This is a genomic window from Vibrio echinoideorum, assembly GCF_024347455.1.
GTDB classification, from domain to species: Bacteria; Pseudomonadota; Gammaproteobacteria; order Enterobacterales; family Vibrionaceae; genus Vibrio; species Vibrio echinoideorum.
The window spans coordinates 278,736-295,729 of sequence record NZ_AP025484.1 but is presented as its reverse complement, the minus strand read 5'-3'; the positions used below and the strand labels follow the sequence as shown (position 1 = coordinate 295,729).

The following is a 16,994-nucleotide window of genomic DNA, read 5'->3' as shown; positions in this document are numbered from 1 at the left end:
GGCTTTTTGTTTGCATTCCATAACGTTCTCAATTTCCTTTCCGTTTACTTCATAGTTCCCTGTAATTATTAGGTCGAGTTCCACTTCGTTGCATCGAATTTCGGAGCAATGCCTCTCTCTAACTCATTCAATCTTATAAATTTCTCATATCACTTCTATACTGATTCCAATCTTAATTAATCGCGTTAAAGGCAAAGGATGAGCGTATTAACCGTATTCTTCTGTGGCACAGGCTCAAACTCAGAAGACAACAATCATAAAAACTATGTTTCTGGCGAATTGATTTCGACGCTCGCGAAGAATGCAACGGGCAGAGATATGATCGACTACATTCAAGTCGATGGAGTTGGTAGTGGGAACCAAAACGAATGGTTGAAGCAAGCCAAAGACGACACGTATTCAACGATTAGAGGAACGCTGCAAGGCAAAGGCATCGATAGCAACATGCGTCATGTACTTAATATTATGCGCGGGACTCAAAAAGATAAAAACGACTACGTAACACGAGCGAAAGGATTACTCAGTGAAACTCGTCCTGAAAAATCAGCATGGCCGTTTGCCGCTAACAAGCAATATCAAGAATGGGTAAAAGAATCAAAGGTGCTCGCAGCAGATTTAAAACACGGTCTTGCTGCTCGACAACAAAACTTAGCTCTAGAGCGCCAAAGTAAACCAATCAGTCAGGTAAACATTGTCGGTTGGAGTCGTGGTGGTGTCAGTTGTTTCGAACTTGCCAATCGCATGCTAAAAGACCCGAAGCTTCGCGATATCTCCGTCAACATCTTTGCCTGTGATCCTGTTCCTGGCGGACTAAACTCATTCAAAGACTACAAATCACTCGGTAAGAATGTAAAACAACTGGTGTGTGTTTTTGCGGAAGATGAACGTTCACTCGCATTCAAAGCACGGATGCCAAGACTAGATAGTTCAACCAAGTACTACACCACTTTTATGCCTGGCCGACATTCAACTTTGGTAGGCAATGCAAATACCTCTGGCGGTAGCAAAGGCAGTGGATTACTCACAGGGCCGGGATTGGTCACCCGAGACTTTATGGAGAAAGTATTAATTGGTTGGGGAACAAAGCTAAAACCATCGACTACTTTAAACTTCACCAGACAACGCGTTGTCGAGTTGTACGATCAAATGCAACGTCATGAAGAACATTTTGATGCAATGCACAAAATCACTTACACCGCTAAGAACCGAGTGTTATGGACTGGTAAGAATAGGATTGGCCAACAAAAGGAAAGACGATTTGGAATTCCTATGTATCGATTCCAGTTTCCAGGCATAACCAACAGTTACGGAGATACTGTTAACCGTCATCATTGCGATGTACTTTCAGCTAATGCATTCGCAACCAAAGGCATATCCGCAGCGCTATCCTGTTCTATATAGGTCACCGGTATAGAAAAGAGCTCACAATCGTGAGCTCTTTAATTTTTCTGCTATCTATCTTTCTATTTTGCTATTTTGCTATTTTTTATTAAGCAAAAATAAAGCTGTATAGGAAACCTGCACCCATCGCCATACTTAGGATAACGAATAGAAATGCTGCAATCATTTGATTTTTGAATATTGATTTAAGCAGAATAACTTCTGTCAAACTTGCACCGGCACTACCAATGATCAATGCCATTACCGAGCCTAACGCCATACCTTTCTGAACTAGAGCAGCACTTAATGGAATTACCGCTTCAGCACGAATGTACAGTGGAATACCAATCACAGCCGCTACAGGAATCGCATACCACATACCCTCACCAGCGTACTGTGCAATGAGGTCTGTAGGAATGAAGCCGTAGATGAATGAACCAATCGCGATACCCATCATTAGATAAGGGAATACTTGTTTGAAGTCTTTCCAAGTTGAGAACCAAATTCTCATCCAACGGCTAGGTTCTTTCTTCTCTACGATTTCGGCCGTCGCGCTTCCATCCGTTGAGCAGCATGAAACAGTAACTTGTGGCTCTTCTTTTTTCGAATCGCAGCAAGATGTCTCTTTAGCCATTACAGGTGCAGGTTCACCACATGCACTTGTACCACATGAAGATTCTTCCTTCGCTGGCGCTGCTTTCTTAGGAGCAGAATCATCACAGCTAGTCCCACAGCTTGAAGAAGAACTTGTCGATTCATAAGCTTCAGGTTTTACGTAACGCTCAAAGCCAAGCTTCTCAAGTGCGTAACCTGCCACTACCGATACCGTCATTGCTACTAAGAAGTAGAACACAGCTACTTGCCAGCCGAACGTAATCACGAACAAGCCAATGATCACCGGGTTCAAGAGTGGGCTACCGAATAGGAACACCATCATTGGACCAAAACCTGCTCTTGCACGCAGCAATCCTTTTAGGAAAGGAATCGTCGAACATGAACAGAAAGGCGTAATCGCACCCAATAGTGCTGCAACCACATAGCCCTTACCGTTACGTGAGCTCAAGATAGATTGAATCTTTTCTGGCGTAAGAAACTCTTGCAGAATCCCAACAATGTAGCTGATCGCCAAAAAAAGGATGATTAGCTCTACTGCTAAGAAAGCGAACATATCAAGTGCGTCTTTTAGCATTGTTAACATTTCATTGCTCATAATAACTCCAAACTGGATTTAAGGCGGGACTCTATGAGGAAAGTAACCAACCCTTAATTTCGAATATTCTCGAATTATAGAAATATTTCATAACAGATCAAGATTTATTTCGATAAAAATCGAATTAACTTTTAAAAGGAATAATTTTCAATAAGTTATAGAATCACTATTTTTACATTTGTATTCGGACTATATTTCGACTAATATCGAAATTAAATCTTGAGGAGTTAATATGAACTTAGAAGTCGTTGCGAAAGCACTTAAAGAGTTGGGTCACCCTATTCGCCTAACTATTTATAAGAGTGTCGTTAAAGCTGGCTACCAAGGCATTGCGGTTGGCGGCTTACAAGAAGAGCTCGGAATTCCGGGGTCTACCCTTTCTCACCACATATCAAGCTTGGCATCGGCAGGACTAATCAGCCAAAGACGAGAAGGAAGAACGTTATTCTGCGTGGCGGAGTATGAATGTCTAGAAGGCGTGATTGATTTCTTACAAGACGAGTGTTGCGTAAATGAACAGTGCAACTAATGCACCTTTGAACGGAGCACCTTTGAATAGGGCATCTTTGAATAGGGCATCTTTGGACTTAGAACAGGTTTGGGCTGAGTATCAGCAAGCGTTAAAGTCATTCTTGCATTCTAAGGTGAGCAACACCGCCGATGTAGACGACTTGCTTCAAGAGATCTTGATTAAGACTTATCAAAACCTAGACAAAGTCCAAGATACAAGCAGCGTAAAATCGTGGCTATTCCAATTAGCCAATCACACCATTATCGACTTCTATCGTAAGCATGCTAGACAACAACGTGACAGCCAAATTGATGCTGAAGATCTATGGTTTACCAATTTAGACCACAATTCTGAGTTCAAACAGAAGCTTTCATTATGTATTGAACCCTTTATTCAGGCGCTACCTGAACAAAGTTCATCATTACTGCTTGCTGTCGACATCAAAGGCCAAAGCCAAAAAGAGATCGCAGAGGCTCAAAACATCAGCTACTCGACCGTTAAGTCTCGTGTTCAGAAAAGTCGCGGGGATCTTAAAAACCTGTTTGAAGAGTGTTGTAACCTGTCACTTGATCAACAAGGCAATGTGATTGACTGCGAGCTCAAGCCAGACAACGATTGCAGCAACTGCTAATGGCTACATCGAAATAGTTATTGAAATGAACAAAGCCAGCAATTGATGCTGGCTTTGTTGTTTTTATAATCTGCAAATCACTTTGCTTAAGCTAACCTAGTGCTTGAGCGAACCTAACTACTCTGCTTCCACTTACTACGCTGCTTCCGCTTTGACGACCGGTTGATAGCGCCCCGGTTTATGGTTCATCGCTAGAATCAAGTTGGTGACTATCGCACCAAGCACAGACAATAGAACCAGTGACACGTCAACAATAAACAGTGAAAGCACTACAATCGTACAGTCTAACGCCATCTGAACTTTGCCCGCTCGAATACCAAAACGTTCTTGTAAGAATAACGCCAAAATGTTGAAGCCACCCAAACTCATCTTATGACGGAAGATCACCAGCATGCCGGTACCAATCAAGCCACCACCGATTAAAGCTGCATACAGTGCATGAATTTCGGCAATCTGAATCACGTGATACAAATGGTCCACAGCGAACGAAACAATCGAAACCGCGATAAAGGTATTGATGGTAAAACGCCAGCCCATACGAGCAACCGACAAAATATAGAAAGGTAAGTTGAGCGCGAAGAACACTTGACCAAAACTTAGATCTGTTACTTTGGTAATGAAGATCGCTAGACCAGCCGTGCCTCCGGTGAGCAAACCGACTTGATTGAAAAAGATAACGCCAAGTGAAACCAGTGCGCTACCTAAGAGCAGTGCCAGTAAGTTTTCGCGAAGATTATGATCTTTATCCATGTGAATGACTCTCCCTGAATCTTTGAACATCGCATTTCAGTAGTTTTGAAACGATTTACGCCCAAATTTACGATGTTTGACAGATAAGTCGAGTGAACGGCCAATGTTACTTAGTGATTAGTTTGTATATTAGTTTTTACAGTTTTGTGAAATCTTCAATTAAACAGATAGTTAAAAACCTGAAGTCAGGCTCTCATTATTAATTGCATGTTTCTATCACTGAATGAGTGAGCTTCGAGTTTTCCTCTTTATTGGTCACGTTTCGCCCTAATTCTAACGATGCTTAAATCTATGCATAAAACGCATAGACTAAATCACAAAAGGTCATTTGATACATACACTACTCGTCATTATGATGCGCGACTTCTTACAACATTGAGCGCATGTAAACACCTTATGTTTTCACAATCTCTTTTTGCCCAACTGGCCAGAATGACGCTATTCCTCGTCATTAGTTTGGTTATTGTGCATCACAGTCAGCCATTGATTGATCTCTTGGCTCAGCATGCCGTGAGCAGTGGATGCCACCAGCAGTCAGCGCATGAGCATTCTGGACACGAACATCACCATGAGATGACTGACCAACACATGTCAGCGCAAGACCACTCACATCACCACCATTAATTTAAGAGTATTAGAATGAGCATTTTCCGTTTTCCTTTACTGGTATGGCTTGGGATCGGCACACTTATTATCAGTCTAGGGATCAGACAATCATTCGGCATTTTCATGATGCCAATTTCAGAGCATTTCGGCACGGGGCGAGAGTTTTTCAGCTTCGCTATTGCTCTACAAAACCTGCTGTTCGGTGTGTTCCAACCTTTTGTGGGTATGGCCGCAGACAAATGGGGAGCAAGACGCATCATTATTGCTGGCGCATGTGCTTACGGTTTGGGTTTACTTCTTACCTCAATTTCTACCGAATCAAGCATGCTTTACGTTTCATTGGGCGCACTCGTTGGCCTTGGATTGAGTGCGACAAGCTATGTGATCGTGTTAGGTGCAGTAGCAAAAGTAGTACCTGCAGAGCACGCGGCTAAGGCATTTGGTTTAACCACAGCAGCAGGTTCGTTTGGCATGTTCGCTGTGATTCCAGGTGCACAATACATGTTGAACGAATTCGACTGGCAAAGTGCGATGCAAGTATTTGGCGTGCTTTGTTGTTTCATGATCTCTTTTGCCCTGTTTATGCGAGCGCCGAAGTCGGCAACCAATAAACAAGTAGAAGACACTCAGACACTAAAAGAAGCGCTGTCTGAAGCATTTTCGAACAAAAGTTATTGGTTAATTCACGCAGGCTTCTTCGTTTGTGGTTTCCACGTGATGTTCATCGCAACGCACTTACCGAGCTACTTAGCCGACAAAAACCTACCCGCGAGCAGTGCAGCAATGGCACTGGCTTATGTGGGTATTTTCAACATCTTCGGGTCTTATTTCTGGGGTGTGATGGGCGATAAGTTCAGCAAGCGTCATGTAATGTCGGCACTGTACTTAGTTCGTACTGTAGTTATTGGTGCGTTTGTGACTCTTCCAGTAACTGAATCAACGGCTGCTATCTTTGGTGCGGCGATTGGTTTCTGTTGGTTAGGAACGGTACCACTCACCTCTGGACTAGTTCGTCAGATCTTCGGTGCGCGTTACCTATCTACTCTGTACGGTTTGGTTTTCTTTACTCACCAAGTGGGTAGTTTCTTAGGCGCTTGGGTTGGTGGTCGTATTTACGATTACTACGGATCTTACGAGCCAATCTGGTGGTCAACAGTGATACTGGCATTTGCGGCTGCGCTTATCCATTTACCAATTAATGACAAGCCTATTGAACGCCTGAAATTGGCAATGGCTTAACGTTTAACGCTGACTCCCCCATCAGCTAAAAACCAACAGTCATTCCAATAAAGAGAGTGAGTATTGAAGGATAACATCCTGAGGTATTCGCTCTCTTTTTCGTTGCCCGTTATATCGACAATAATAAAGGTCGATATTTGCATAAACCTCACTGAATAATAAGACTATTCTTTTCGTTTTAATTTATAGTATTCGTTAGCTCCTTTAAAATTAATCCGCAGGCTTATGGAATACATAGATCAGACAGTACTTATCGCGATGGCACTCATTTTTGTCGGCTCGTTTGTGCAAACCGCAATCGGCTTTGGCTTGGCTATTGTGGCAGCCCCACTGCTGTTTTTAGTCTCACCTGACTACGTACCCGCGCCTATCTGTCTCGTTGGCCTGTTCATTTCTATATTCAATGCGTTTAAACACCGAGCAAACATTTCTATCGGCGGATTAAAAATTGCACTGCTTGGACGCATTCCGGGGTCTATTGCAGGTGGTGCTTTGTTAGTGATGGTTTCAACGAGCGTGTTGTCTCTGTGGTTAGGCTTATTAGTGGTATTTGCGGTGATTGTCAGCTTGCTGCCGTTTAGGTTAGAGCCAACACCGACCAAGATGGGCATTGCTGGATTCTTCTCAGGATTCTTTGGCACCAGTTCAGGTATTGGTGGTCCACCAATGGCGTTACTACTTCAGCACCAAGATGCCAATCAACTTCGTGGTAACCTTTCTGCGTTTTTCGTGTTTAGTTCTATCATTTCATTACTGGTACAGATCCCAATTGGCTTCTTCACGATGCACCATTTGATTATCACAATCCCGTTGCTTCCTGCGGCTTGGTTGGGTTACAAAGTGGCGTTAATGACAACGCAAAGCATTCCAAAAGAGAAGATACGTATCGGTTCTTTATTGTTATGTTCTATCAGTGGCTTTACTGCTATCTGGCAGGGCTTAGCAGGCTAGTTCATAACGAAAACACTGATAAATAAGAACCGTTCCAACACACCCATCTATTGAAAGGACACTCCTATGACATACGACGAGTTCAATGCATTCTGCGAGTCACTACCTGCCACCAGCTATGTGATGCAGTGGAATAACTCTCACGTTTGGAAAGTAGGTGGGAAGGTGTTTGCGATTGGTGGTTGGGGGCCTAACGACGAGCCTGCGTTTATCTTTAAGGCATCCGATCAGAACTTCGACTTTCTGAAGGAGGAACTGGGCTATAAACCCGCGCCCTACTTTGCTTCGCGCGGAATGAAGTGGATTCAACTTTTTGAAAGCACATCAGAAAGGGATGAGGAGCTGAGATACTACATCACTGAATCACACCGAATTGTTTCATTAGGGCTAACCAAAAAGAAACAAGCAGAACTAGGGCTCAATCAATAACGTTTATCACGTATTGCTAATCTGAGCCCTCTTTCGGAATGAGAAAGGATCCCTAGGAAGTCTGTTTCAAAAATGCAGGTAAATAGCGTTCTATTTTTTGCTCTGAGATAAGCGGCACCAATAAATAGATAAGACCTGCAAAAGCGATAGACCCGGCTAAGTCTTCTGGGCGATGCATGCCAAGCCAAACTCGGCTGTAAGCGACACCACCAGCCCAAACCAGTAAACCACCTACCAAATAAAAACGCTTCGCTTCTAAAAACAATCCACCGAAGAACGCCAAACACACACCGACGAAAATCATGTGTCCAGATGGGAAAGAATAGTCAGTCTCACCCAACCAGTGGCGCGTTCGCCACTCACTCACCTTATCTTGCACAGATGCAATCGCTGCGTTCTTTTCTACCAGTGGCAGTTCATAAAACACTTCTGGCATTTCGACAACTTCTTGCGTCACCAAATACTCAGAATAAGGTCGAGGGCTTTCTGTTGAATGCTTTAAGAAGGTTTTCGCTGTAAAGCTAAGAACCAACAACAGGCCAAGCTGCAGACACAGGCTGACTAGCTTAGCTTTGGAAAACTTCATCGTGAGCAATGCCAGAGACAAAACAGCTAGCGTTACCAAGAATCCTTGATTGCCTGCTGAGTACGTCACGAACGTCATGAAGGCACCATAGAAAGGCAAAACCGCACTTCCAAGGTCAAAGTTCGATCCAAAGATCAAAAAAGGTACGAGAGAATACAAACTTAGAACGAGAAGTAATAAGCCTTTGGATTTGTTAGAGAACAGAGAAGTCATGGCTAAGATCTTTTAGGTAAAGTGTCCGGATGCTATCGCAGCTTAGCAGCGCTAATATCAATTTTATGTCAAAACGGTCAGTAAGACGTCATGGTGTAACAATATTGAATTATTAAGCCACGTTAGCATTCATTTGATAAACATTTGCTTTATCAACGATATGAATTGGACACACACTCATGTTCATAGACACATAAAAATCCTTTCAAACATCAAAAATCTACGCACAACTGTGTATGCAAACCAAGTGATGTCTGTTTCGTTGATAAAATGAGCACTTACCGCATTCAAAGAGCAGATTCTAAAAAACTTTGCTGTCAGTCCTTTAAATCCACTATTGAAAGGATTACCATCTGGTCTGCTTTCAAAGCAAAACAAATTATTAATTTTTATTCTCAGGGCGGGGCGAAATTCCCCACCGGCGGTATGTCCTTAGCAAAATCTAAAGATAAGCCCGCGAGCGCTCGATTCGTCGAGGTCAGCAGATCTGGTGAGATGCCAGAGCCGACGGTCATAGTCCGGATGAGAGAGAATGAAAACACACTCGTTTAAGTTGGAAAGGCGTGCCTATTTATTGGGTTCATGCCTCCAACTTAGGCGGGTGCATTTCGTTTTGGATAAAACCATAATGAGCTAAAGCCTCTTGTAATGAGTTGGCTTTGTTGTGCTCGGTTGAGATCCCTCATACAGCCCTGATTCTGGTGATATTTTAGGAGTTTAACCATGAATCAGTCTTCACTACTTGCCGAATTTGGCGAACCAATCACTCGCGTTGAAAACGCACTGCAAGCTCTACGCGAAGGTCGTGGCGTACTTTTACTTGACGATGAAGATCGCGAGAACGAAGGCGACATCATCTACTCAGTAGAACACCTAACCAATGCTCAAATGGCGCTTATGATCCGTGAATGCAGCGGCATTGTGTGCCTGTGTCTAACCGACGAGCAAGCAAATCAACTTGAACTTCCACCTATGGTTGTTGATAACAACAGCGCAAACCAAACTGCGTTTACCGTAACTATCGAAGCAAAAGTTGGTGTAACAACAGGTGTTTCTGCCGCTGACCGTGTAACAACGATCAAGACAGCTGCAAACCCAACAGCTAAGCCTACTGACCTTGCTCGCCCTGGCCACGTATTCCCACTGCGTGCTCGCAAAGGTGGCGTACTTGCTCGCCGCGGTCACACAGAAGGCACTGTGGATCTTATGCAAATGGCAGGTCTTCAATCGGCAGGTGTACTGTGTGAAGTAACCAATCCAGACGGCACGATGGCAAAAGCGCCAGAGATCGTTGCTTTCGGTAAAATGCACAACATGCCAGTACTGACCATTGAAGATATGGTGATGTACCGCACTGAGTTCGACCTTAAGCTTGCGTAACGTTTAATCGTCAGTGTCCCGCGCTGGCGATAATTGGATCGCTAGTAAATATTGAAAGGCCTCACTTTTTAATGCTGTTTCTAGTTAATAGCATTAAAGAATGAGGCCTTTTTAATTTCCGTACTTTGAGACGAGCTAAAGATTGACCGCCGAAGTGTCCCTACCTATCGAAACCTCCCCAGCCTAATCACAAAAAAAGCGTAACCTCTCAAAAAATACTGCAAAATATGAGAAACATTCACTCGAATGGTGAAGTCATGCACCATCATTGATCATCCATAAATAAAGAAAAAACATAAACCACTGAAATATAACACTTATTAATTTTGGCACGGTGTCTGCACTACCACTAAGTAGGTATGCACATATTAGGAGTTAAATATGTTTGTAATTATTTCAGTTGGTTTATCCATAGCAGTACTTGCTGCCCTATTTCATTTTTCCAAAAAGAGACAAACGGCGCTATCACATAGGTTTGAAACCTTAGTTCTACTCAGAGAACTATTGCTGCTATCACGCAAACATCGCGCCGCAACGCATTATGCTCTTGGTTATAAGCTGTCTAGCGACTCGATTCGCAAAGTGAATGATATTTACGACAACATACTTGAGGTGTCTGAACTGCTTCAATCTCATGTGTCGTTTGATAGCCGTCCTATGTATCGCATCTACCATCTAAAACTCATCGCAATGCACAGCGATTGGCAAAACCGTAGCTTGGTGCGTAACCAATCTATTCACGGTAAAACCATTCGCCACAGCATGTTCTTGATGGATGAAGTCATGATCATCTGGCTGATCCAATCTGAACGAGAAGACATGAGTAGCGAATACCATATGAATTGGCAACAGATCTTGGACTGCATGGAGATCTTGACCAAGTTACGAATGTGTATCCCTGATATGGAGAAGCCAGAAGAGTATGCGAGATTCAAATTCTACGCCTCTCAGACACACAGAAAACTTAACCAATTATCGATTATCTGTCCTATAAGCAGTGGGTCACCCATTTGCACACGTGCGATGCATGCACTCACCGAGATCGCATCAAGTACCGAAGCAACTCAACCGGCAGATAGCATGTACGAATTAACAAGCGATATATCAACCGTCGTTTCAAAAGTATACGACCAAGTATTGACGGACATTACTAGAAGCTTGTATCGACCTTTACCTGACATTAACGAAAAGGCAATAGACACCCGATTATCCGTACATCATTACATGTAAAGACTTCGTGAGAGGAGAGCGTGCTGGAACTCTGAATTATTGAGTTCAAATCCGATATCACCTTTGATATCGGATTTTTGTATTTATATGTTTATGCCTTGTGCACTTGTGTACTTGTGTACTTAGGATATATAACCTCAAACACCCTCAGATTTAATATCGTTAGACCAAGCTTCTGCTGCAAAATCAATAAACTGACGTACAACAGGGAGTTGATAGCTGCGTGATAGATACACCGCCCAAAGCACACTGCTCGGTGAAACAAAGTCTTCCAAAATCCGCTTCAACTTACCATTAGCAATCAATGGATTCGCTAAGTCACACGGTAATCGCACGATCCCTTTGCCATGTTGTGCGGCGCGGGTTAACACCCCAACATCGTTGGCTTTAATGGTGCCAGACACCTCAACCGAATAATGTTGGTTATCCTTAACAAAATCCCACTTAGAGACACTCAAATGGCGAAAGCAATTATGTTGTCGAAGTTCTTCAATCGTTTTAGGTTCACCGTGCTTGTCTAGATAAGCAGCAGATACACACACAACCGAATCAATTTCCATTAGCTTTCTGGCAATTAAGCTTTCATCAGGTTGATCGGTATATCGAAGTGCAATATCTATCCTCTCATCCACCAACTGAGTAAAACGATCCGAAGCAAAGAGTTCTACCGTAATATTTGGATGACGCTCAGTGAACTGCTCGACCACATCCAATAACATGTTTTGAGTTAACCCAATCGGCGCTGCGATTCGAATTGTCCCGGAAAGATCATCGGTTTGATTAAGCGCAGTAACCTCTAGCTCTGCGGTCTCATGGAGTATTTTTTCACAGCGTTGTAATGCGATTTCCCCTGCCGCCGTCAAACTCACCTTTCGAGTTGTTCTATGCAAAAGTCTTTGTTTTAGCCACGCTTCGATCTCTTGAACGTGGCGCGACACTTGTAATCGACTCATGTCCAAATGCTCTGCCGCTTGCGTAAAACTGGCACAATTTGCCACTTCGACAAAGCTGCGCATCGCCGTCAACCTATCCATCGCACTCTCCTTGAGCTGTTTAGCAGCTAACCGAATCTTATTAGATCACTATATAGATACAATCTACATCATTTTACGATATTTATCGCAACCCAGTAAGCTATTAGACTGCAATGGCTGTCGAGAAAACGACTCAATAAATTCGATAATTGGAGAGACATTATGAAAATTGCAGTATTAGGTGCATCAGGTTGGATTGGTAGTCACATCGCTCAAGAAGCTCAATCTCGTGGTCACGACGTGGTTGCAGTAGTAAGAGATGCAAGCAAAGTAGAAACCAAAGGTGTTGAAGTTCGTTCATTTGATTTACAAGATGAAGCAGCAAGCCTTGCAACCGCGCTATCCGGCGTTGATGCAGTAATTACTTCGATTGGCGGACGTGCTCTAGGTAATCACGACATCGTAAAAAATACTGCGACTAAATTGTTAGCCGCATTACCAAGCCTTGGTATCGAGCGCCTACTTGGGGTTGGCGGTGCAGGCTCATTAGAAGTGGCGCCAAACGTACCGTTAGTTACCGTTCCGGACTTTCCAGCAGAGCATAAAAACGAAGCGCTAGCACAAGGTGAAGCTCTTGAAGTGTTCAAACAGTCTGATAGCCAGGTTAACTGGACGTTCATTAGCCCAGCGGCAGAAATCTTCCCGGGAGAGAAACTGTCAACCTACCGCATAGGCGGCGACCAATTACTCACCGACGAAGATGGCAACAGCAAAATATCCGTCAGCGATTACGCTATCGCGATGATTGACGAACTAGAATCAGGCAAGTTCCCACGCCAACGTATTGGTGTCGCTTACTAGTTAGCTCATATGTAAAAACTAAAAAAGCCGCTTGTTCAAAACAATGCGGCTTTCTCATCTTTATATTGAGCATTCCTTTAACCCAATGGCAGGTGACCTGTTTTCACGAGGATAACGGTCTCTTCTTCCACATATGGAAAATGCTCGCTCATATGAGGGCTGCGCATCCATGTGTGTTTTGGATACTCGCCATGTTCATCTTTAAAGGTACCGGACAACACAAAGATCTCTTCACCGCCAAAGTGACGATGCGGCTGAAAACGTTCGCCAACTGGCCACTTAACTAAAGCGACATGCTCGTGTTCGAATTCATGCAGTGGCATCACTTGTAAGCCGCCGATACCTGCAAGCCATTCCGTTTCTAGAGTATTGATGCGAACTTGAGTTAAGTCTCTCACGTCAAACTGGTTTAGCTTAACCAAAATCGTGCAGCCATTTTTACTTGATGGAGAGTGCGCGCTGCCCGGCGGATTACGGATATAAGTACCTGCAGGGAAGTCTCCAGTTTCATCAGAGAAAACACCCTCTAATACGAAGATCTCTTCGCCTTGTGGATGTGGGTGCTCAGAAAACGAAGATTCAGGATCGTACTTCACCACACTGGTCGTGTGGCCCGATTCTTTCTCTTCTCTTTCTAGCGGCTTACGCCATACCCCTTTGGCAGGGCTCGCGATCCAATCTAATGTCTCGGTTTCAATAACCAGCTTTTTTGAAAAGTCCATGTTGAACATAATGGCGACCTTACTCTTGTTATCGTTTTAATTATTATTGTTGTCTTTCTAGTTTCTATTCTACGCGAATACTCATCAAGGAGGCCATCTCGCTGCTATTTTGTCTACGCGACAGCCGCCTAAAAAGAATCCTAATTAATTGCGACCAGCAATCACACCGCCATCAACATCCCAGATTGCACCCGTTACCCAATCTGCACTGTCTGATAATAAGAAAGAAATGCTATTGGCGATGTCTTTCGGCAAACCTACTCGACCAATAGGGTGGAACGCGTTGAAGCCTTCTAACGCTTGATCCACTTCTTCCGGCTTAATGAAAGATTCGTAAATCGGCGTTTTAACCACAGCCGGGGAAACCGCATTCACACGAATGTTATGCTCAGCCAATTCCATTGCCATGTGTTGTGTTAATGCGTGCAGGCCAGCTTTAGCCATTGAATAGGCAGAAGATGGCGTCGCTTTGATTGCTTGCTTACCCCACATAGAACCAACGTTAACTACGCTGCCACCGCCGTTCTTGATCATCAACTTGCTTATCGCTTGAGTGATGAAGAAAGTCGCTTTATTAAGCTGCATGTATTGCTCGTAATCAGATTCTTGGTGCTCAATAAACGCTTTAGGGTTGAAGTAACCCGCAGCATTAACAAGGTAACCATTACCGTCATCTAACGACTCAAGGTGTTCGATAAGGCGAGACACACTTGCATCATCATAAAGGTTAGCTTGCCAGCCTGAAGCGTGACCTAACGATTGCAGCTCTGACACCGCTTTATCTAACTTAGTTGGGTTATTGCCGACAACCAACACATGGATGTTTTGAGCGACTAATTGCTTCGCTGTTTCAAAGCCCATGCCACTCGTGCCACCGATTACTACTGCAATACCATTTTTAGTGAAGTTCATTTTGTTATCTCCTAAGTCATGTGAACGTGGTAATCTTAGGCCTTGAACTAACACTATGAATAGTAAGTACAAATCGGTTAGGTAGGTACTTATTGGTACATCTTTATGAAAAATCAGGAAAACTTTTTTTCAAGAAAATCAGCACCCGGGCGTTCAACTCGTATGGTAGAAACCATCTACGGCTGTAAATGGTCGCTAACGGTTTACCAATTACTGGCAAATGGCATTAATCGCCCTGGTGAAATGGTGCGCTCGGTTGAAGGGTTATCGACCAAGGTATTGAATGAATGCTTGAAGCGAAATGTGGAGTTTGGGATTTTAGATAAGCAGATGTTCAACGAACTGCCACCAAGAGTTGAATACCAAGTGACGCCGTTCGGCGAGAAGTTCTTGTTGATTCTAGACCAGCTGGAAAACCTACAAAACGAAATCGACGAGATGTAAGCCCAAGCCTGTCCAACTATTGCTAAAAGAAAGAGGAAGGTAGGCCGCGCCATTTAGCTGACTGGCATTTGCTCAAAACGGCCTTTCACAAAATCAATAAAGGTTCTAATTCGACTTGGTTGATAGCGGTCTCGATGGTAGATCGCTGAAAAGTCCACTTTCGGCACCACCCACTCATCAAACACCTGCACTAGTTGTCCGCCATTGAGTTCTTGTAAGCAATAGATGGTTGGAACACGAATAATTCCGTTGCCTGATTTCGCGCCCTGTACCAACACTCGCCCATTTTTACATTGCAGTCTGCCCGTCACATGCACATCGACCGTTTTCTTGGTGTCGTCCAGAGCTTGAAAACTCCACTTGCGCACCGATCCCGTTAAGCAGTCATGGTGGATCAGATCTTTAGGATGACTTGGCTTTCCTTTACGAACGAAATACTCAGGGCTCGCGAGTGTTCCCATCTCGATGTCTAATAGCTTTCTTGCGATAAAGCCCGCGTCTTCTAAGCTTCCCATGCGAAAAGCGATATCGAAAGCGTCTTCAATCAGGTCGACTCGGTTACTACTGAAATCAAGGCTAATACTGATGTCTGGGTAAAGCTGCATAAACTCATTCACTAGATCCGCGATGATCACCTCACCAAGATAACCCCCGACACAATTTACTTTTATGTCGCCACGCACTTCTTCGACATCGTCCACAGCAGCAATCAATGCTTGGTCTATATTATCTAAGGCTTGTTCGCATCTCGCGTATAGATCTTGCCCTGCGTGCGTCAACCTCAAGGTTCGAGTGGTGCGGATAAACAATGTCACTCCCATCTGTTTTTCTAGGCTACTCACTTGGCGCGACACATGGGAGCGCGAGACATCAAGCTCCTCCGCTGCTTTAGTGAAGTTACCTAAACGAGCGATAAGCACGAAAGAGCGAATATCTGACAGATTAATTTGATTGAGCATGGTCGCCAGCTTACTTGTGAAATTAAAAAGTGATGAAGCTATAGAGTTATGACGCTATAAATCTATAAATCTATAAAGTGAACATCTTTATTGTTGCACCACAGCAACAGTGTTTCAAGTAAAGCGCTATATATCAACAATGCTATTTTCCTTAATATACCTCCATCGCAACGAAGCAAGGCAACAAGCACTTGATTCGAATGCACTTAAACAGCACGTCGTAGCCAACCGACGCAATAAAAGTACAGAGGAAATAAAATGAAAAAACTAATCGTAATTACAGGTGCAAGCTCTGGTATTGGTGAAGCAATCGCTCGTCGTCTAAGCGATGAAGGTCACCCTCTGCTACTTTTAGCTCGTCGTGTTGACCGCCTTGAAGCGCTGAACCTACCAAACTCACTATCAGTGAAAGTAGACGTAACAGACAAAGCGTCTTTTGATGCAGCAATCGCACAAGGTGAAGCGAAATTTGGCCCTGTAGGCGCGCTTATCAACAACGCCGGTGCAATGCTTCTTGGTCAAATCGATACTCAAGACGCTCAAGAGTGGAAGACAATGTTCGACGTAAACGTGATTGGTCTTCTAAACGGCATGCAATCTGTACTTGCTCCGATGATGGAACGTAATACAGGTACTATCATCAACATCAGCTCTATCGCAGGTAAGAAAACATTCCCAAGCCACGCAGCTTACTGTGGTACTAAATTCGCGGTACACGCTATTTCTGAGAACGTTCGTGAAGAAGTTGCCGCTTCAAACGTTCGTGTTACGACTATCGCACCGGGCGCTGTAGAAACTGAGCTTCTGTCTCACACTACCTCTCAAGAGATCAAAGACGGTTACGATTCTTGGAAAGAAGACATGGGCGGCGTATTGGCAGCTGACGATATTGCTCGCGCTGTATCATTCGCTTACCAACAACCACAGAACGTTTGTATCCGTGAAATTGCTCTAGCGCCAACTAAGCAACAACCATAGAAGTTAATTATCACGCATATATTTGTGA

At 43.8% G+C, this 16,994-nt stretch carries 19 protein-coding genes and 1 riboswitch; of the genes, 11 read left to right on the top strand and 8 right to left on the bottom strand.

The annotated features are described in order from the left end of the window. The first annotated feature begins 198 nt into the window (after window positions 1-198). Complete coding sequence (locus tag OCV36_RS17615) at window positions 199-1,401, top strand: hypothetical protein (protein ID WP_135457109.1); 1,203 nt, start codon at window positions 199-201, stop codon at window positions 1,399-1,401. Between the two features lie 88 nt (window positions 1,402-1,489). On the opposite strand, the gene OCV36_RS17610 is transcribed toward OCV36_RS17615, so the two are convergent. Then, a complete protein-coding gene (locus OCV36_RS17610) occupies window positions 1,490-2,590 on the bottom strand; it encodes a permease (RefSeq protein WP_135457107.1) in 1,101 nt (366 codons plus the stop codon). A 232-nt stretch (window positions 2,591-2,822) separates the two neighbouring features. On the opposite strand from OCV36_RS17610, the gene OCV36_RS17605 reads away from it, so the two are divergent. Further along, window positions 2,823-3,119, top strand: coding sequence for an ArsR/SmtB family transcription factor (locus OCV36_RS17605; protein WP_004733042.1), 297 nt, complete (start codon window positions 2,823-2,825; stop codon window positions 3,117-3,119). Beyond that, window positions 3,103-3,732, top strand: coding sequence for an RNA polymerase sigma factor SigZ (gene sigZ, locus OCV36_RS17600; protein WP_135457105.1), 630 nt, complete (start codon window positions 3,103-3,105; stop codon window positions 3,730-3,732). The genes OCV36_RS17605 and sigZ overlap by 17 nt, the downstream gene beginning before the upstream one ends. A 135-nt stretch (window positions 3,733-3,867) precedes the next feature. Here sigZ and OCV36_RS17595 read toward each other — a convergent pair whose 3' ends face one another. Beyond that, window positions 3,868-4,482: a YitT family protein gene (locus OCV36_RS17595; protein WP_029222369.1), complete on the bottom strand. Its 615-nt coding sequence runs from the start codon at window positions 4,480-4,482 to the stop codon at window positions 3,868-3,870. 460 nt (window positions 4,483-4,942) lie between these two features. After that, window positions 4,943-5,092: a hypothetical protein gene (locus tag OCV36_RS25485; protein ID WP_186437217.1), complete on the bottom strand. Its 150-nt coding sequence runs from the start codon at window positions 5,090-5,092 to the stop codon at window positions 4,943-4,945. Between the two features lie 29 nt (window positions 5,093-5,121). On the opposite strand from OCV36_RS25485, the gene OCV36_RS17585 reads away from it, so the two are divergent. From OCV36_RS17585 to OCV36_RS17575, 3 genes are all read left to right on the top strand, one after another. Beyond that, window positions 5,122-6,327 (top strand): MFS transporter, encoded by a 1,206-nt coding sequence (locus tag OCV36_RS17585; protein WP_135457103.1) that lies wholly within the window; start codon window positions 5,122-5,124, stop codon window positions 6,325-6,327. 225 nt (window positions 6,328-6,552) lie between these two features. Further along, entirely contained in the window at window positions 6,553-7,278 is a 726-nt protein-coding gene (locus OCV36_RS17580) for a sulfite exporter TauE/SafE family protein (protein WP_017075912.1), read from the top strand. 66 nt (window positions 7,279-7,344) lie between these two features. Continuing rightward, window positions 7,345-7,707 carry an MmcQ/YjbR family DNA-binding protein gene (locus OCV36_RS17575; RefSeq protein ID WP_135457101.1) on the top strand — a complete coding sequence of 121 codons (363 nt, stop codon included), beginning with the start codon at window positions 7,345-7,347 and terminating at the stop codon, window positions 7,705-7,707. A 52-nt stretch (window positions 7,708-7,759) separates the two neighbouring features. On the opposite strand, the gene OCV36_RS17570 is transcribed toward OCV36_RS17575, so the two are convergent. After that, window positions 7,760-8,506 carry a phosphatase PAP2 family protein gene (locus OCV36_RS17570; protein WP_054546294.1) on the bottom strand — a complete coding sequence of 249 codons (747 nt, stop codon included), beginning with the start codon at window positions 8,504-8,506 and terminating at the stop codon, window positions 7,760-7,762. 387 nt (window positions 8,507-8,893) lie between these two features. Next, a riboswitch (FMN riboswitch) is annotated at window positions 8,894-9,044 on the top strand. Between the two features lie 185 nt (window positions 9,045-9,229). Here OCV36_RS17570 and ribB point away from each other — a divergent pair. Together ribB and OCV36_RS17560 are read left to right on the top strand one after the other, a co-directional pair. Continuing rightward, window positions 9,230-9,886, top strand: a complete 657-nt coding sequence (gene ribB / locus OCV36_RS17565; RefSeq protein ID WP_004733029.1) for a 3,4-dihydroxy-2-butanone-4-phosphate synthase — start codon at window positions 9,230-9,232, stop codon at window positions 9,884-9,886. 381 nt (window positions 9,887-10,267) lie between these two features. Continuing rightward, window positions 10,268-11,116: a hypothetical protein gene (locus tag OCV36_RS17560; protein WP_135457099.1), complete on the top strand. Its 849-nt coding sequence runs from the start codon at window positions 10,268-10,270 to the stop codon at window positions 11,114-11,116. 137 nt (window positions 11,117-11,253) lie between these two features. On the opposite strand, the gene OCV36_RS17555 is transcribed toward OCV36_RS17560, so the two are convergent. Next, a complete protein-coding gene (locus tag OCV36_RS17555; protein ID WP_102551302.1) occupies window positions 11,254-12,150 on the bottom strand; it encodes a LysR family transcriptional regulator in 897 nt (298 codons plus the stop codon). A gap of 162 nt (window positions 12,151-12,312) precedes the next feature. On the opposite strand from OCV36_RS17555, the gene OCV36_RS17550 reads away from it, so the two are divergent. Then, a complete protein-coding gene (locus tag OCV36_RS17550) occupies window positions 12,313-12,951 on the top strand; it encodes an NAD(P)-dependent oxidoreductase (protein ID WP_135457097.1) in 639 nt (212 codons plus the stop codon). A gap of 77 nt (window positions 12,952-13,028) precedes the next feature. On the opposite strand, the gene OCV36_RS17545 is transcribed toward OCV36_RS17550, so the two are convergent. Next, window positions 13,029-13,682, bottom strand: coding sequence for a cupin domain-containing protein (locus OCV36_RS17545; protein WP_135457095.1), 654 nt, complete (start codon window positions 13,680-13,682; stop codon window positions 13,029-13,031). Window positions 13,683-13,817: 135 nt separating this feature from the next. Next, window positions 13,818-14,585 (bottom strand): SDR family NAD(P)-dependent oxidoreductase, encoded by a 768-nt coding sequence (locus tag OCV36_RS17540; protein WP_135457094.1) that lies wholly within the window; start codon window positions 14,583-14,585, stop codon window positions 13,818-13,820. Between the two features lie 105 nt (window positions 14,586-14,690). Between OCV36_RS17540 and OCV36_RS17535 the strand changes: the two genes are divergently transcribed. Then, complete coding sequence (locus tag OCV36_RS17535) at window positions 14,691-15,029, top strand: winged helix-turn-helix transcriptional regulator (protein WP_135457091.1); 339 nt, start codon at window positions 14,691-14,693, stop codon at window positions 15,027-15,029. A gap of 53 nt (window positions 15,030-15,082) precedes the next feature. On the opposite strand, the gene OCV36_RS17530 is transcribed toward OCV36_RS17535, so the two are convergent. Beyond that, entirely contained in the window at window positions 15,083-15,988 is a 906-nt protein-coding gene (locus OCV36_RS17530; protein WP_135457089.1) for a LysR family transcriptional regulator, read from the bottom strand. Window positions 15,989-16,246: 258 nt separating this feature from the next. Between OCV36_RS17530 and OCV36_RS17525 the strand changes: the two genes are divergently transcribed. Further along, a complete protein-coding gene (locus tag OCV36_RS17525; protein ID WP_135457088.1) occupies window positions 16,247-16,966 on the top strand; it encodes an SDR family oxidoreductase in 720 nt (239 codons plus the stop codon). Window positions 16,967-16,994: the final 28 nt, after the last annotated feature.

Coding starts and splice junctions, on each gene's coding strand:
- OCV36_RS17550 (WP_135457097.1), top strand. CDS start 12,313: ATGAAAATTGCAGTATTAGGTGCATCAGGTTGGATTGGTAGTCACATC.
- OCV36_RS17540 (WP_135457094.1), bottom strand. CDS start 14,585: ATGAACTTCACTAAAAATGGTATTGCAGTAGTAATCGGTGGCACGAGT.
- OCV36_RS17555 (WP_102551302.1), bottom strand. CDS start 12,150: ATGGATAGGTTGACGGCGATGCGCAGCTTTGTCGAAGTGGCAAATTGT.
- OCV36_RS17570 (WP_054546294.1), bottom strand. CDS start 8,506: ATGACTTCTCTGTTCTCTAACAAATCCAAAGGCTTATTACTTCTCGTT.
- OCV36_RS17585 (WP_135457103.1), top strand. CDS start 5,122: ATGAGCATTTTCCGTTTTCCTTTACTGGTATGGCTTGGGATCGGCACA.
- OCV36_RS17595 (WP_029222369.1), bottom strand. CDS start 4,482: ATGGATAAAGATCATAATCTTCGCGAAAACTTACTGGCACTGCTCTTA.
- ribB (WP_004733029.1), top strand. CDS start 9,230: ATGAATCAGTCTTCACTACTTGCCGAATTTGGCGAACCAATCACTCGC.
- OCV36_RS17535 (WP_135457091.1), top strand. CDS start 14,691: ATGAAAAATCAGGAAAACTTTTTTTCAAGAAAATCAGCACCCGGGCGT.
- OCV36_RS17525 (WP_135457088.1), top strand. CDS start 16,247: ATGAAAAAACTAATCGTAATTACAGGTGCAAGCTCTGGTATTGGTGAA.
- OCV36_RS17605 (WP_004733042.1), top strand. CDS start 2,823: ATGAACTTAGAAGTCGTTGCGAAAGCACTTAAAGAGTTGGGTCACCCT.
- OCV36_RS17610 (WP_135457107.1), bottom strand. CDS start 2,590: ATGAGCAATGAAATGTTAACAATGCTAAAAGACGCACTTGATATGTTC.
- OCV36_RS17580 (WP_017075912.1), top strand. CDS start 6,553: ATGGAATACATAGATCAGACAGTACTTATCGCGATGGCACTCATTTTT.
- OCV36_RS17615 (WP_135457109.1), top strand. CDS start 199: ATGAGCGTATTAACCGTATTCTTCTGTGGCACAGGCTCAAACTCAGAA.
- OCV36_RS17530 (WP_135457089.1), bottom strand. CDS start 15,988: ATGCTCAATCAAATTAATCTGTCAGATATTCGCTCTTTCGTGCTTATC.
- sigZ (WP_135457105.1), top strand. CDS start 3,103: ATGAACAGTGCAACTAATGCACCTTTGAACGGAGCACCTTTGAATAGG.
- OCV36_RS17575 (WP_135457101.1), top strand. CDS start 7,345: ATGACATACGACGAGTTCAATGCATTCTGCGAGTCACTACCTGCCACC.
- OCV36_RS17560 (WP_135457099.1), top strand. CDS start 10,268: ATGTTTGTAATTATTTCAGTTGGTTTATCCATAGCAGTACTTGCTGCC.
- OCV36_RS17545 (WP_135457095.1), bottom strand. CDS start 13,682: ATGTTCAACATGGACTTTTCAAAAAAGCTGGTTATTGAAACCGAGACA.